Here is a 14,201-nt window from a genome sequence, read left to right on the forward strand (position 1 = left end):
GGGCAGAGGCGACGCGTCAGTTTGAGCCTCCGCCGGCTCCGGGGGAAGAACGCCGTCTTTGGTTTGGCATTGCGCCCTGAAGAACCGTCGATTGTAGTCGTGACAGGGTATCGTCGTTTAAGTTAGAATCCACGCCATGAAAATCAAAGTCCTGGCCATGATTATGGCCGGTGGTACCGGCACCCGACTGATGCCGCTGACGCGCGAACGCGCCAAGCCGGCTGTCCCATTTGGGGGAAAATACCGTATCATCGACTTTGTGCTTTCCAATATGATCAACTCCGGCATCTACTCGATCTACGTGCTCACCCAGTACAAATCGCAGTCGCTCTTGAACCACCTGAAGGACGGATGGCAATTCACCAACCTGTTAAAAGATCAGTTCATCATCCCGGTCCCGGCGCAGATGCGCTCGGGCGAGGTGTGGTACCAGGGAACAGCCGACGCCATCTACCAGAACATTAACCTGATTGAGAACTGCAACCCGGATGTGGTGGCCATCTTCGGCGGCGACCATGTATTCCGAATGGATGTGGCCGAGATGATCGAGTACCACCAGGCCAAGAATGCGGCGGTCACGGTGGCGGCACTTCCCATGCCGGTCTCAGAGGCCCGGCAATTCGGTGTCATTGAAGTCAATGATAGCTGGCGGATCGTCGGGTTCCAGGAAAAGCCCGAAAAGCCCCACAGCATCCCCGGCCACCCTGACCAGATTCTGGCGTCCATGGGGAACTATATTTTTGACACCCCCATCCTGTTACACGAACTCTACATGGATGCAACCCGCACGGAGAGCGACCATGACTTTGGGAGGACCCTGCTTCCCGACCTGTGCCGCCGGAGGCCCGTCTATGCGTATGATTTCTACTCCAACAAGATTACGGGAGAGCCGGCCGAAAAAAGCAATTACTGGAGGGACGTGGGGACGATCGACGCCTACTACGCGGCCAACATGGATTTGAAGGCCATTGATCCCTCGTTAAACTTGTACAATCCCAAGTGGCCGCTGCGCACAGCCAATTACAACGACCCCCCGGCCAAGTTTGCATTTGACGAAGATGGCCGGCGGGGCACGGCCCTCGATTCCATCATTTCCGAAGGCTGCATCATCAGCGGCGGGACCGTGCGGAACTCGATCCTGGGACGCAACGTCTTCGTGCACAGCTGGGCCAAGGTGGATAACAGCATTATCATGGATCGGGTGGATATTGGACGGAACACTTCCATCCGCAATGCCATCATCGATAAGAATGTCCGCATCCCGCCGCATAGCGAAATCGGTTTCGACCCGGAACTCGACCGAAATAAGTATCTGGTCACGGATTCCGGCATCGTGGTGGTGAGCGGCGAGCCCTCGGTGTTGGAGGTCTCGACCATATCCATATAGCCCGACGTGGGGCAGACGGGACGTCTGCCCCCCTGAAAAAATGGGCTGAGTCCGAAGACTCAGCCCCAAAGGTTGACGAGATATGAAGGATCCTGCGGGTCCGCCGCTCAGTGCACCGGGCCCAGGTCCGTCTGATCGGTGAGAAATTCAAGACCTCCGGCCGTCAAGACTTCTTCCTCGGGTTTGGTCTCGGCCTTCTCAGGCTCCTCCGTGAGCAGCTTGATGTTGCGATAATACTCCATGCCGGTCCCGGCCGGGATCAATCGCCCCATGATCACGTTTTCCTTCAAGCCGCGCAGATAGTCGATCCGGCCGCTGATGGAGGCCTCTGTCAGGACTCGCGTCGTTTCCTGGAAGGAAGCGGCCGAAATGAACGAATCCGTCGACAGGGAGGCCTTGGTGATGCCCAGCAGCAACGGTCGACCGACCGCCGGTTTTCCGCTCTTGGTGAGGACGCGGGCGTTCTCCTCCTGGAAGCGGAACCGGTCCACCTGTTCCTCCACCAGAAAATCGGTATCGCCCACCTCTTCGATCTTCACCCAGCGCATCATTTGCCGGACGATCACTTCGATGTGCTTGTCGTTGATGTTGACCCCCTGCAACCGGTAGACCTCCTGGATTTCATTGACCAGGTAAGCCTGCAACTCCTTCTCGCCGAGGACGGCGAGAATATCGTGCGGGTTGCGCGGACCGTCCATCAGGGGTTCGCCGGCGCGGACCGTTTCCCCTTCCTGGACGCTGACGTGGACCCCGCGGGGGAGCAGGTATTCTTTTACCATCTTCGTGCCGGGGCCTTCGCTCTCGATCACAATCTTGCGCTGACCCTTGGTAATCTCGCCATACTTGACCGCGCCATCGATTTCCGCGATGACCGCGGTTTCGTGGGGGCGCCGGGCCTCAAACAGTTCCACGACGCGCGGCAGACCTCCCGTGATGTCCTTGGTCTTGGTGGTTTCCCGCGGGATCTTCACCAGGACATCTCCCTGATGAACCTCATCCCCATCGGTAACCATCAAGTGGGCACGAGATGGCATGAAGTAGGTCTTCTTCACCTTGTGCTTGTCATCGCGAATCACCAGTTGAGGCTGCCGTTTCTCGTCCGGCGAGTCCTTGACCACGGTGTGCGTATACCCGGTCACCTCGTCCACTTCTTCCTGCATGGTGATGCCTTCGACGAGGTCCTTGTATTGAACGAGGCCGCCGAACTCGGTCAGGATGGAGTAGGTGTACGGGTCCCATTCCAGGAGCGTCTGCCCCAGCTGCACTTCCTGTCCGTCCTCGACGCGGACGCGCGCGCCATACACCACGGCGTAACGCTCCTTTTCACGCCCCTTCTCATCCTGGATGATGATCGAGCCGTTGCGATTCATCGAAACCAGGACACCTTCCTTGTTGCGTACCGTCTGCAGATCCACGTACCGGATGAACCCATGGGACTTCGCTTCCTGGGTGGACTGTTCCGTGACGCGGCTGGCGGTTCCTCCGATATGGAACGTCCGCATGGTGAGCTGTGTTCCGGGCTCTCCGATGGATTGAGCGGCCACCACCCCCACCGCTTCGCCCAGTTCCACCATTTTGCCCGAGGCGAGATTACGGCCGTAACATTTCACGCAGACGCCGCGGCGCGACTGACAGGTCAACACCGAGCGGATCTTGACGCGCTCGATGCCGGCGCTCTGGATGGCCGCCGCCAGGTCCTCGGTGATTTCCTGGTTGACGTCGACGATGACGTTGCCCTCGTAATCCTTGATCTTCTCCAGGGACACCCGGCCCACGACGCGGTCGCGCAACGGCTCGATGATCTCGCCGGACTCGATGATGGACTCGACGTAAATGCCATCCACCGTGCCGCAATCGTATTCGCTGATGATGACATCCTGGGCCACATCCACGAGGCGGCGCGTGAGGTACCCGGAGTCGGCGGTCTTCAACGCCGTATCCGCCAGTCCCTTGCGGGCGCCGTGCGTCGAGATGAAGTACTGCAGCACATTCAACCCCTCGCGGAAGTTCGACGTGATCGGTGTCTCGATGATTTCACCGGAGGGCTTGGCCATCAGGCCGCGCATCCCGGCGAGCTGGCGGATCTGCTGCTTCGAACCTCGCGCTCCGGAATCCGCCATGATGTAAATCGGGTTGAAATAATCGCCCTTCTTGTCCGCTTCCTGCATCTGCCGGAACATCTCGTCGGCCACCTTTTCGGTCACGTCCGACCAGATCCCGATGACCTTGTTGTAACGTTCGCCGTTGGTGATCGCTCCATCCAGATATTGCCTCTGGACCGCGATGACCTCCTTCTCGGCGGCGCCCACAAACTTGCTCTTTTCCGAGGGAATGACCAGGTCGTCGATTCCGATCGAAATCCCGGCGCGGGTCGCATAGAGGAATCCCAGCGATTTGACCTCATCGAGCATCTCCACGGTCCGCTCGAGACCCAGGCGGAGATGACAGAAATTCACCAGCTGGCCCAGCCCTTTGCGCTTCAACAGGCCGTTGACGAACGGCAGGAGCGGTTTGCCATTCTCATCCTGGGGCAAATGATCATTCAGGATGACGCGGCCCACCGTCGTTTTCAGATACTGATTCTGGAGGTGGACCGGTTCGGTGTGCAGGACATCCTGGTCATCGTAGGCGGTCACCAGGTCGATCACTTCGCCGCTGTACCGCAGCTTGATGGGCGTGAGGGTCTCCACTTCCCCCGCCTCGCGCGCCAGCAGCGCTTCATTGATGTTGGAAAACGTCCGGCCTTCGCCCTTCGTGCCCGGCTTGGACTTGGTCAGGTAGTAAATCCCCAGGACGATGTCCTGGGACGGGACCGTGATCGGTTGTCCATTGGCCGGAGACAGGATGTTATTGGACGAAAGCATCAACACGCTCGCCTCGATCTGGGCTTCCGGCGAGAGCGGAATATGCACTGCCATCTGGTCTCCGTCAAAGTCGGCGTTAAAGGCGGTACACACCAGCGGATGAATCTTGATGGCCTTGCCTTCCACCAGCATGGGCTCAAATGCCTGGATGCCCAGTCGGTGCAGGGTGGGAGCGCGGTTCAACAGGACGGGATGATCGCGGATGACTTCTTCGAGGATGTCCCACACGATCGGGTCCTGGCGCTCCACCATCTCCTTGGCGGTCTTGATGGTCGTGCAATGACCGGCCTGTTCAAGGCGGTTATAGATGAACGGCTTGAACAGTTCGAGGGCCATCTTCTTGGGCAAACCGCACTGGTGCAGCTTCAACTCCGGACCCACCACAATCACCGACCGGCCGGAATAGTCCACGCGTTTGCCCAGCAGGTTCTGGCGGAACCGGCCCTGTTTGCCTTTCAAGGTGTCGCTCAGGGACTTGAGGGGACGATTGTTCGCGCCCCGCAGCACGCGCCCGCGGCGCCCGTTATCGAACAGCGCATCCACCGCCTCCTGGAGCATGCGCTTCTCGTTGCGCACGATGACGTCGGGGGCACGCAATTCCATCAGCTTCTTCAAGCGGTTGTTCCGGTTGATCACGCGACGATAGAGGTCGTTCAAATCGGACGTGGCAAACCGTCCCCCATCCAGCGGGACCAGGGGCCGCAACTCGGGCGGGATCACGGGGATTACATCCATGATCATCCACTCCGGCTTGTTTCCGGACTTTTTGAAAGCTTCCACGACCTTCAGCCGCTTGGCGTACTTGAGCCGCTTCTGCTGCGACGTTTCCTTCTTCATGCCCTTTCGAAGCTGCGTCGCCAATCCATCCACATCGACGCGTTTCAGCAATTCCTTGATCGCCTCGGCCCCGATCAACGCCGTGAATCCGCCCGGGTAGTCCGCCTGCAACTGGCGGTATTTTTCCTCGGTGAGGAGTTCCTTCTCCTTGACCGGCGCCTCGCCCGGATCGATCACGATGTAGGACTCAAAGTAGAGCACGCGTTCCAGTTCGCGCAGCGAGATGTCGAGGAGATGTCCGATGCGGGAAGGCACTCCCTTGAAGAACCAGACATGCGAGCAGGGAGAAGCCAGCTCGATATGGCCCAACCGCTCCCGCCGCACCTTGCTGAGGGTGACTTCCACGCCGCACTTGTCGCAGATGACCCCGCGGTGCTTCATGCGCTTGTACTTGCCGCACAAGCATTCCCAGTCGGTGACCGGTCCGAAGATGCGAGCGCAAAACAGGCCGTCCCGCTCCGGCTTAAAGGTGCGGTAGTTAATCGTCTCCGGCTTGGTGACCTCCCCGTGCGACCACGAGCGGATCTTCTCGGGGGAGGCGATGGAAATTCGGATGGCGTCAAAATCGGCAATCGGATTCATTCGATCATGCGGGTTACTTCTAAACAAGGTCACTTCCTCCTGGCCCCGTTCGAGGCCCAATCGAAATCACTGAAGAGTCCACCATCAGCGTGATGCCGCCGCGGAGAAATCGGGTCGGGCGGCACCCCCGGCGGCATATCCCGCCGGCTTTCAAACGCTGAGTGGTTCGGCCACCTTCTTCTTGATCAACTCCACATCGAGACCCAGCGACTGCAATTCACGGATCAGCACATTGAAGGACTCGGGGACTCCCGGCTCAATGGCGGCTTCTCCCTTCACGATCGCCTCGTAAATTTTCGCGCGACCGTAAACATCATCCGACTTTGCCGTCAGCAGTTCCTGCAGGATATAAGCGGCTCCATACGCTTCGAGCGCCCACACCTCCATTTCCCCGAACCGCTGTCCACCGAACTGGGCCTTTCCGCCCAGCGGCTGCTGCGTGATAAGGGAGTACGGGCCGATGGACCGGGCGTGGATCTTGTCGTCGACGAGGTGGGAGAGCTTGAGCATATAGATGTAACCCACCGCCACCGGCTGTTCAAAGGGAATGCCCGTCAACCCGTCGTAAAGAGTGGTCTTCCCATGCTCGGGAAGCCCGGATTTCCGCAGCATCGCTTTGATTTCCTTTTCGGTGGCGCCATCGAACACGGGGGAGGCGAAATGCAGTCCCAGCGCGTGGGCGGCCCAGCCCAGATGGGTCTCGAGGATCTGTCCCACGTTCATGCGGGAAGGCACCCCGAGCGGGTTCAACACGATCTCCACCGGAGTTCCGTCGGGAAGGTAGGGCATGTCCTCCTCCGGCAGGATGCGCGCGATGACGCCCTTGTTTCCGTGCCGGCCGGCCATCTTGTCGCCGACCGAGAGCTTCCGCTTCATCGCCACATAGACCTTCACCATTTTGATGACGCCCGGGGGAAGCTCGTCGCCCTTCTTTAACTTTGCCACTTTTTCATCGGTGATCTTCTTCAGCACCTCGATCTGCCGCGAGGTCATGTCCTCGACTTCCTGGATCCGCTCCGCCAGATCCTCGGCCTGGTCCTTCACCTTCATGCGCTTCAAATCGACCGGCTTCAAGGACGCGAGGGCCTCACGGGTGAGGACGGTCTTTTTAGAAAGCACCTTTTTCTGGGTCCGCTCATTCACCAGGTCCGCCACCAACTCCTGCCCTTCGAGCAACTGGCACAGTCGTTTCAACCGCTCGTCGCTCAGAATTCGAATCTCGTCCTGCAGGTTCATCTGGAGGCGTTCGATCTGCGCGTTTTCAATTTGTTTCGCGCGCAGGTCTTTTTCCTGGCCCTTGCGGGAGAAGATCTTGACGTCGACGATGGTCCCCTCGATGCCCGGGGGGGTGTAGAGTGACGCATCCCGGACATCCCCGGCCTTTTCGCCAAAGATGGCGCGCAGCAGTTTTTCTTCCGGGGTCAGCTGAGTTTCGCCTTTGGGCGTCACCTTCCCCACGAGGATCGACCCGGGCTTGACCTGGGCGCCGATGCGAATGATGCCGCTCTCATCGAGGTCCCGGAGCGTGCCCTCGCCGACATTGGGGATATCGCGGGTGATTTCTTCGGGTCCCAGCTTGGTTTCGCGCGCTTCGATTTCAAATTCTTCGATATGGATGGAGGTGTAATAATCCTCGCGGACCAGTTTTTCGCTGACCAGGATGGCGTCCTCAAAGTTGTACCCGCGCCAGGGCATGAAGGCCACGAGAATATTCCGGCCGAGGGCCAATTCGCCCAGGTCGGTGCACGGACCGTCCGCCAACACCTGTCCTTTCACGACCCGCGCGCCGGCGCGGACGATCGGTTTCTGATTGATGCAGGTGTTTTGATTGGAGCGTTTAAACTTGATCAACGAGTAAATGTCGGCTCCGACCTCGCGCGACAGCTGACCGCTGTCACTGCCCTCGACGCGCACGATGATGCGCTCGCTGTCGACGCTGTCGACGATGCCGGAACGGCGGCAGACCACCGTCGCGCCGGAGTCACGGGCTGTAATCTTCTCCATGCCGGTCCCCACCAGCGGGGCTTCGGCCCGCAGCAGGGGGACGGACTGCCGCTGCATGTTGGAACCCATAAGGGCGCGATTGGCGTCGTCATTCTCGAGGAACGGAACGAGCGAGGCGGCCACCGAAACCAGCTGCTTGGGAGAGACATCAATGAAGTCCACCTCATCGCGCGGCACCAGGACGAAATTTCCGGCGCGGCGGGCATTCACCAGCTCCGGAATCAGCCGTCCGTTCTCGTCCAGCGGCACGTTGGCCTGGGCGATCGTGTACTTGTCCTCTTCCCACGCCGACTGGTAGAAGGAGAAGGGCTCATACTCCATCGGCTTCCGGCGCTTGCCCTTCAACCCCTCATTGTCGTCTTCGGCCACCTTCTTTTCCACCTGGTCGCCGATGTGATACTCACTGTCCCCCTGATTCGTCATGGTCACGTAGTCGACCACCCGCCCCTCTTTGACCTTGCGGTAAGGGCTTTCAATGAAGCCGTATTCGTTGATACGGGCATAACAGGAGAGCGAGGAAATCAGCCCGATGTTGGGCCCTTCCGGCGTCTCAATCGGACAGATGCGCCCGTAGTGCGTGGGATGGACGTCGCGCACTTCGAACCCGGCCCGCTCGCGGGAAAGGCCGCCGGGACCGAGCGCCGAAAGCCGGCGCTTGTGCGTGATCTCCGAGAGCGGATTCGTCTGATCCATGAACTGCGACAGCTGCGAGGATCCAAAGAATTCCTTGATCGCCGCCATCACCGGCTTGGCATTGATCAAATCGTGAGGCATGACCGAAGACATATCCTGGAACACCGACATCTTCTCCTTGATGGCCCGCTCCATGCGCACCAGGCCGATGCGGAACTGGTTCTCCAGGAGTTCGCCCACCGCCCGGACGCGGCGGTTTCCCAGGTGATCGATGTCATCAACCGCCCCGATGCTTTTGCGCAATTTCAGCAGGTAGCGGATTACGGAATAGAAATCCTCGGCGTTGAGTGTCCGCTTCTCCAGCGGCGTTTCCAGGCCGAGCTTGATGTTGAATTTGAGCCGGCCGACCTTCGAAAAATCATACTTGCGCGGATCAAAGAACATCCCCTCGAAAAGCGCCGTGGCCGTTTCCAAAGTGGGCGGATCGCCCGGGCGGAGCTTGCGATAGATCTCGATCAGGGCTTCCTGCGGGGTTTTCACCGTGTCCTTCTTCAGCGTTTGCGAAGTGACCAGCCCCACATCATCCCGCTCCGGGAAGAAGACCCCAATGGAATCAATCCCGGCGTCCATGATCTTTCCAACGAGGTTGGGATTCAATTCCGCGTTGGCTTCCATCAACACCTCGCCGGTGTTCTTGTCGACGAGGTCGGAGACCGAAAAGGCCCCCGTCAAATCATTGGGACTCACCTCCACTTCGGTGATCTTGGCCTTCTCGATTTCCTTGTAGATGGCCCCGGTGATCTTTCGACCGGCGTGACAGATCTCCTCCTTGGTCTTGGGGTGGTTGATGTGATGGGACACCTTGAAGCCGACCAGCGAAGGGGTGACCTGCCAGTACAGCTTGTTGTCCTGGAAGCGGATGGCATCGACCTTGTAAAAGGTCTTCAAAATCTCCTCATCATTTTTCAAGCCCAGGGCGCGCAGGAAAACACTGGCCGTGAACTTTCGCTTCCGGTCGATGCGGACGTACAGGATGTTCTTGGTATCGTACTCAAATTCGACCCACGACCCGCGGTAGGGGATGATCTTGCCCAGGAAGAAGGTGCGCTGATTGGCCGCCTCGAAAAACACCCCGGGCGACCGATGCAGCTGGCTGACGATGACGCGCTCCGTCCCGTTGATGATGAAGGTCCCGTTCTCAGTCATGAGGGGGACTTCGCCGAAATACACTTCCTGTTCCTTGACGTCGAGGACCTGTTTTTCTCCGGTCTCCGCGTCCTTCTCATAAATCACCAGCCGGATCGTCACCTTCAGCGGCACGGCGTAAGTCATGCCGCGCTCCTGGCACTCGTTCACATCGTACTTGAGTTGCAGGTTGACCGGATCTCCGCACTTGTCGCAAAACGTCACGATGTTCCGGTTGGAGGCCCCGCACACCTTGCAGAGAATGGTCGCCCCCAGGTAGGGATCCGTGATGATGATACTGTTGCAGTTCTGGCACTTGGACCGCAAGTGATCCAGCCCTTTCAACTCGCCACACTTGCACTCCCAGTTGCCGATCGTATACTCCACAAACTCGAGCTGTGACTGGCCACGAAAGTCGCTGATCGGGAACACCGAATTGAACACCGCCTGGAGGCCGTTGTCCTCTCGTTCCGAGGGGAGCAGGTTCATCTGAAGAAACCGCTCATAGGACTTCTTCTGGACCTCGATGAGGTTCGGGATCTGGATCAATGTTTTGATCTTTGAAAAATCGATACGCTCTCGTGGGGTCAGGACAGGTTGATTGTTCATGCGCTAAGACTCCTTTGATGACGCCAAAAACACCTCGAGCCCGCGCATCCCATTCCCCCTGAACACGCCAGGCCCCGGGGACACGGGTCCCCCCGCTGGAAACACGCTGCCTTGTGTTTCGCGATCCATGAATTCGATAGAGTTGAACGAATCAGCTCGACCTTTACTTAACTTCGACCGTGGCACCCGCCTCGGTAAACTTCTTCTTGACGGCTTCAGCTTCATCTTTGGACACCCCTTCTTTCACTGTTTTGGGAGCACCATCGACGAGATCCTTCGCCTCTTTCAAGCCCAGGCTGGTGACTTCACGAACTGCCTTAATGACATTGATCTTGTTGCTGCCCACGCTGGTGAGCACCACATCGAACTCTGTCTTCTCTTCGGCGGCTGCCGCCGCTCCTCCGGCCGGCGCCGCGCCCGCCATCATGACCGGGGCCGCGGCTGCGGCCGACACCCCGAATTTCGTTTCGATGTCCTTGACCAGCTGGGAAATCTCCAGCAGCGATGCCTGCTCGATCCAGCCGAGAATACTTTCTCGATTGAGCTCTGTTGCCATCTTTATTTCCTCCCGATCCGTTAATTGATTAAATCCTGCCTCAATCCTTCAGTTCCCCTCCCTGGACCCCTGGTCAAGAAGCGGAGCTGTTCTCCTTCTTTTTCGCCACCTCGCTCAGCACCACCGCCAGGTTCCGGCCGGTGGCCTGCAGCACCACGGCCAGTTGTTGCACCGGCGCCTTCAGCACGTAGAGCAACTTGCTGAGCAATTCCTCGCGCGAAGGGAGTTCGGCGATGGCGGTGAGGTCGGCAATGGACACCACCTTTCCCTCCACCATCCCGGCTTTGAATGTGAACAGCGGGTGGTCCTTCGCATACTGCGTCAGCACTTTGGCCAGAGCGACAGGATCACCCGAGTTACAGGCGACCGAGGTCGTCCCCCGAAACCGCTCCATCAGCGGCTCCAACGGGGTATCCTTGGCCGCGATTTTTGCCAGCGTGTTCTTGACCACCCGGTACTCCGTCTGGGTGCCTCGAATCTGGCGGCGCAAATCGGTGTCCTGGGCCACGTCCAAACCCTGAAAATTCGCCAGGATGACATTTCTTGATTTCTGAAAGGTCTCCTTCAACTGCTGAATCTCTTTAGCCTTCTCGTCTTTTGTCATCGTCTTTGACTCCATCGTCCTTCAAACACAGAATCCATTCCCGGAACTCCCGCGCTGAGGCGGACCGGCCTGCCCTCAATGGGCCCCGACAGAGGCCAGGTCGATTTTTATTCCGGGCCCCATGGTCGATGTCACTGTCAGTGACTTGACGTACTTCCCTTTCGCGCTGGTGGGCTTGGCCTTCAATACACTGTCAATCAGCAGGCGCGCGTTCTCAATCAGCTTGAGCGGCTCGAAGGAAATCTTCCCGACCGGGGTATGGATGATCGCGGTTTTGTCGACGCGAAACTCCACCTTGCCCGCCTTGGTTTCCTGAACGGCCTTGGTCACTTCAAACGTCACGGTGCCGGTCTTGGGATTGGGCATCAACCCCCGCGGGCCCAGGATCTTGCCCAGTTTGCCGACCGACCTCATCATGTCGGGGGTGGCAATGACGGCGTCAAAGTCCGTCCATCCCTTCTGGATCTTGTCGACCATCTCTTCGCCGCCCACCATATCCGCCCCGGCCGCCTCGGCTTCCTTCATTTTATCGCCCGAGGCGATCACCAGGACCTTCTTGGTTTTTCCCAGGCCGTGGGGGAGGACCACGGTGCCGCGGACCATCTGATCCGCGTGTTTGGGGTCGACACCCAGGCGCATGACCACTTCCACCGTCTCATCAAACTTGGTGAAGTGCGTCTTCTTCAGAAGCGGCATGGCCTCCTCCAAGGTATAGCGACGCGCCTCGATCAGTTTATTGGCAGCTTCTCTTTTCTTTCCAAACTTTCTGGCCATGGTATTCCCCATTCTTCAGCGATTGATGTCGTCGGACGTGTTCCGCCCGCCCTATCCCGAAACCACTTCAATGCCCATGCTGCGCGCGGTCCCCCGCACCGTCTCCATAATGGATTCCAGGTTGGTGGCATTGGAGTCGGGCAGTTTGATCTTGGCGATCTCCTCAATCTGTTTTTCCGTGACTTTTCCCACCTTGTTCTTGTTCGGTTCGCCTGAACCCTTGGCAATCCCCGCGGCACGTTTCAAAAGCACGGAGGCGGGCGGGGTCTTGGTGATAAAGGTGAATGACCGGTCCGCAAACACGGTGATGACGACAGGAATGATCAACCCCTCCTGATCCTTCGCCGAGGTCCTCGCATTGAAGGCCTTGCAGAATTCCATGATATTGACGCCCTGGGGCCCCAGCGCCGTGCCGACCGGAGGGGCGGGCGTGGCCTTCCCCGCCGGGATTTGAAGTTTCACTTGGCCAATGATTTTTTTCATAACCACCCTCAACTAGGTTTTAGATCCGGTAGAAACCCTCTTCGTGTTGTTTTCGCCCCACTCTCGAATGGGCCCATCCTCGCATCGTGCCCTGGCACATCGCCTTCAAACCTTTTCCACCTGCAAAAAATCAAGCTCCACGGGCGTGGACCGGCCGAAAATCGTCACCAGAATGCGCAGCGTCGACCGTTCGGGGTTGATATCCTCCACGGTGCCCGTGAAACTGCTGAACGGCCCTTCCATGATTTTCACGGTCTCCCCTTTTTCGAACGACAACTTCGGCTTCGGCTTCTCCACCGAGGTCTGCACCTTGTAGACGATCTTATTGACTTCCTCGTCGGTCAAGGGCGTGGGATGGGTGGCCGAACCCACAAAACCGGTCACGCGCGGGGTGTTCTTGATGGCGTGCCAGGTGTTGTCATCCATGTCCAGTTCGACCAGGACGTACCCCGGATAAAACATCTTGGGGGTGACGACCCGCTTGCCCCCCTTCATCTCGACGACATCTTCGGTGGGAATGAGCACCTGACCGATGTGTTCGTTGAGATGCGGATCAATCTGCTTCTGCACCTCGATTGACTCCTTGACCTTCTTTTCAAACCCGGAGTAGGTGTGAATGATGTACCACTGCTTGGCATTAGCGGGACTGGAATCCTCTGAGTGCAATGAGTGACTATCCTCTCTTGTGTTGTTGTCTGAACGCCCTCCCGCCCGGGCAGGAGGGGTCGACGCTACGTCGTGGTCCGGAAATAGTGAAGTATCTTCTGTACCAGCCGCGAAAAACCCACATCCAGCAGACCCAAATAGAAACCGAAGAAGAAGACCGCAAACAGCACCACGATGGTGGTGCCCGTGATTTCCTTGCGGGACGGCCAGGAAACCTTCTTCATCTCCAGTCGCACGTCCGTGAAGAACGACTTCAACCGCGTATATCGTGAGCCCACATATTCCGTTGCCGCTGTTGTCACATTTCCTCCGATTCGTCGTAGGGCGACCCCGCCGAGCGGAACCGCCCTACTTGACTCTGGCAGGCCTGGAGGGACTCGAACCCCCAACCCTCGGTTTTGGAGACCGATGCTCTACCAATTGAGCCACAGGCCTACACCAAAACGGCGACCGGCAGGATCTGGCCGGCGTGCATAATCCCGAATCGCCCCGCCTTCATCCGGCCCTCCGCAGGACCATCCCGCCGCCCGGCTTGCCCTCTGGCGTCCCCGGGTCTACTTCACTTCCTTGTGCGGAGTATGCTTCCGGCACTTTCGACAGAACTTGCTCAACTCCACGCGGTCCGTGTGCTTGCGCTTGTTCTTGGTCGTGATGTAGTTGCGATCCTTGCATTCGCCGCACTGTAGCGTGATTCCTTCTCGCATGGGATTTCCGTGTCTGAAGCGATCCGCTTCTCAAAAGTGGGGCAGACGTCCCGTCTGCCGCTCTGATCACTAAAATTCTGTGTCTTCCTAATCCCTTGTCTGTGGCGGCACGGGCCGACGGGACGTCCGCCCCACCGCCGCACTCGTTGTTATTGCAGGATCTCCGTCACCGAGCCGGCGCCCACCGTGTGCCCGCCCTCGCGGATGGCAAACCGCAGCCCCTTCTCCATCGCAATCGGCGTGATCAGCACGATCTCCAGGCTCACGTTGTCGCCCGGCATCACCATCTCCGTCCCCGCCGGCAAACTCGCCA

11 protein-coding genes and 1 tRNA gene are annotated in these 14,201 nt (G+C 58.6%); 1 reads left to right on the forward strand and 11 read right to left on the reverse strand.

Annotation, left to right across the window (positions count from 1 at the left end):
• Positions 1 to 136 precede the first annotated feature (136 nt).
• The gene (glgC, locus tag LAO21_19200) at positions 137 to 1,387 is read left to right on the forward strand and encodes a glucose-1-phosphate adenylyltransferase (protein ID MBZ5554851.1); all 1,251 of its coding nucleotides are present in this window, start codon (positions 137 to 139) and stop codon (positions 1,385 to 1,387) included.
• 107 nt (positions 1,388 to 1,494) lie between these two features.
• On the opposite strand, the gene rpoC is transcribed toward glgC, so the two are convergent.
• The 11 genes from rpoC to tuf all read right to left on the reverse strand — a co-directional run.
• Complete coding sequence (rpoC, locus tag LAO21_19205) at positions 1,495 to 5,697, reverse strand: DNA-directed RNA polymerase subunit beta' (GenBank protein ID MBZ5554852.1); 4,203 nt, start codon at positions 5,695 to 5,697, stop codon at positions 1,495 to 1,497.
• Between the two features lie 123 nt (positions 5,698 to 5,820).
• Positions 5,821 to 9,981: a DNA-directed RNA polymerase subunit beta gene (gene rpoB, locus LAO21_19210; protein MBZ5554853.1), complete on the reverse strand. Its 4,161-nt coding sequence runs from the start codon at positions 9,979 to 9,981 to the stop codon at positions 5,821 to 5,823.
• 283 nt (positions 9,982 to 10,264) lie between these two features.
• Positions 10,265 to 10,657, reverse strand: a complete 393-nt coding sequence (rplL, locus tag LAO21_19215; GenBank protein MBZ5554854.1) for a 50S ribosomal protein L7/L12 — start codon at positions 10,655 to 10,657, stop codon at positions 10,265 to 10,267.
• 73 nt (positions 10,658 to 10,730) lie between these two features.
• Positions 10,731 to 11,261: a 50S ribosomal protein L10 gene (gene rplJ, locus LAO21_19220; GenBank protein MBZ5554855.1), complete on the reverse strand. Its 531-nt coding sequence runs from the start codon at positions 11,259 to 11,261 to the stop codon at positions 10,731 to 10,733.
• A gap of 75 nt (positions 11,262 to 11,336) precedes the next feature.
• On the reverse strand, positions 11,337 to 12,035 hold the full coding sequence (gene rplA / locus LAO21_19225) for a 50S ribosomal protein L1 (protein ID MBZ5554856.1): 699 nt from the start codon (positions 12,033 to 12,035) through the stop codon (positions 11,337 to 11,339).
• A gap of 51 nt (positions 12,036 to 12,086) precedes the next feature.
• A complete protein-coding gene (gene rplK, locus LAO21_19230; GenBank protein MBZ5554857.1) occupies positions 12,087 to 12,518 on the reverse strand; it encodes a 50S ribosomal protein L11 in 432 nt (143 codons plus the stop codon).
• A 105-nt stretch (positions 12,519 to 12,623) separates the two neighbouring features.
• On the reverse strand, positions 12,624 to 13,184 hold the full coding sequence (gene nusG, locus LAO21_19235) for a transcription termination/antitermination protein NusG (protein MBZ5554858.1): 561 nt from the start codon (positions 13,182 to 13,184) through the stop codon (positions 12,624 to 12,626).
• Between the two features lie 65 nt (positions 13,185 to 13,249).
• The gene (gene secE / locus LAO21_19240) at positions 13,250 to 13,408 is read right to left on the reverse strand and encodes a preprotein translocase subunit SecE (protein ID MBZ5554859.1); all 159 of its coding nucleotides are present in this window, start codon (positions 13,406 to 13,408) and stop codon (positions 13,250 to 13,252) included.
• A gap of 135 nt (positions 13,409 to 13,543) precedes the next feature.
• Positions 13,544 to 13,619, reverse strand: a tRNA-Trp gene (locus LAO21_19245).
• 119 nt (positions 13,620 to 13,738) lie between these two features.
• The gene (rpmG, locus tag LAO21_19250) at positions 13,739 to 13,888 is read right to left on the reverse strand and encodes a 50S ribosomal protein L33 (GenBank protein ID MBZ5554860.1); all 150 of its coding nucleotides are present in this window, start codon (positions 13,886 to 13,888) and stop codon (positions 13,739 to 13,741) included.
• A 149-nt stretch (positions 13,889 to 14,037) separates the two neighbouring features.
• Positions 14,038 to 14,201 (reverse strand): elongation factor Tu (gene tuf / locus LAO21_19255; protein MBZ5554861.1); only part of this gene is annotated, 164 nt, incomplete at its 5' end.

This window comes from Terriglobia bacterium (assembly GCA_020073085.1).
Classification (GTDB): domain Bacteria; phylum Acidobacteriota; class Terriglobia; order JAIQFV01; family JAIQFV01; genus JAIQFV01.

What these genes read in the sequence shown, in the direction of transcription:
- rplA (MBZ5554856.1), bottom strand. Translation starts at nt 12,035, where the DNA reads ATGGCCAGAAAGTTTGGAAAGAAAAGAGAAGCTGCCAATAAACTGATC.
- secE (MBZ5554859.1), bottom strand. Translation starts at nt 13,408, where the DNA reads ATGAAGAAGGTTTCCTGGCCGTCCCGCAAGGAAATCACGGGCACCACC.
- rplK (MBZ5554857.1), bottom strand. Translation starts at nt 12,518, where the DNA reads ATGAAAAAAATCATTGGCCAAGTGAAACTTCAAATCCCGGCGGGGAAG.
- rplJ (MBZ5554855.1), bottom strand. Translation starts at nt 11,261, where the DNA reads ATGACAAAAGACGAGAAGGCTAAAGAGATTCAGCAGTTGAAGGAGACC.
- rpmG (MBZ5554860.1), bottom strand. Translation starts at nt 13,888, where the DNA reads ATGCGAGAAGGAATCACGCTACAGTGCGGCGAATGCAAGGATCGCAAC.
- glgC (MBZ5554851.1), top strand. Translation starts at nt 137, where the DNA reads ATGAAAATCAAAGTCCTGGCCATGATTATGGCCGGTGGTACCGGCACC.
- rpoB (MBZ5554853.1), bottom strand. Translation starts at nt 9,981, where the DNA reads ATGAACCTGCTCCCCTCGGAACGAGAGGACAACGGCCTCCAGGCGGTG.
- rplL (MBZ5554854.1), bottom strand. Translation starts at nt 10,657, where the DNA reads ATGGCAACAGAGCTCAATCGAGAAAGTATTCTCGGCTGGATCGAGCAG.